This is a genomic window from Bartonella sp. MR100HLJHH, from assembly GCF_042194215.1.
Classification (GTDB): Bacteria; Pseudomonadota; Alphaproteobacteria; order Rhizobiales; family Rhizobiaceae; genus Bartonella; species Bartonella grahamii.
Map to the genome: position 1 here is coordinate 1 of NZ_JBHIMR010000073.1, position 1,039 is coordinate 1,039.

Below are 1,039 nucleotides of genomic sequence, written 5' to 3' on the forward strand. Positions count from 1 at the left end.
ATAAAACAATCCCTGACGAAATCAAGCGAGCAAGTATATGAGAAAGATTCTTATTATAACAGGAATGATTACCCTTTTGGGAATGATAAATTTAACTCTAACGTCTAACTTTAGTTGGGGTTCTGGAACTCAAGGCTCAACTGTTCAAATTCCTTTTTCAAAAGCAGACTACCTGGAAATTATTACGTTGTTAAAACAACAAATTGAAGAAACCGAAAAGCAGATCGAAAACGCGAAAAAAATCCATCAGTCTATAATAGGACCTAAAATGCTAGCACATGCAATAGGAGACAATTTTAGTTTTTTCATACCAGTTTCGCCTTTTGACTACCCAGACACAAAAACAAGCTACCAAAACATATCTACTGGGCACTATAGAAATTTTTTTCGTAAACTTGTTCTCGAAGAGAAAAAGGACGGCTTCCAGAAATTGCCGTATTATAAGATACGCGAAATAATTAATACACGTCTTAAATATAGTGGGATTGTCGAAAAAGCTGTAAGTTTACAAACTTTCAAAGACATAGAGAACCGCTTTAAACAAGTGAAAGATTTCTTAGATAAGATAAATAACACAAAAGATCTGAAAGAACTTTTTGATCTACAAACACGCATTAAGACCATGTCATCCATGATCCAAAATGAATATACAAAGCTACAAATGGTCAGAAATTTAAGCGATGACGAAGAGACTCTTATCGAAATACAAAAACGTAAATTGTATAGCAAAATTATAGCCTCTTACAACAAACGTATGCCTGAAATAAGATCTAACCAATAAAGCTCTTTACAACATTTGCTTTTTTTTCATAAAAACAAAAGCCAATGTAGAAGGTTCAGTACTATCCGAACAATTCAGAGAGGCACAAAGATTTTATCAAAGCCAAGATATCGTAATGCAAATACTTAGGTAATGTATAAATGCAAATAACGCGTTTAGCATGTATCTATGTTTCAAGGTGATAAAAAGTTGAAAATTCGTTAAAGAGGAATTCCATGGACTTTACAGTGTTCACGCAACTTTTCAATAAAATTGATC

General features: G+C 32.9%; 1 protein-coding gene. It reads left to right on the forward strand.

Annotation, left to right across the window (positions count from 1 at the left end):
- Positions 1–37: 37 nt before the first annotated feature.
- A complete protein-coding gene (locus tag ACFIJ7_RS09560; RefSeq protein ID WP_375645193.1) occupies positions 38–781 on the forward strand; it encodes a type IV secretion system protein in 744 nt (247 codons plus the stop codon).
- Positions 782–1,039 lie beyond the last annotated feature (258 nt).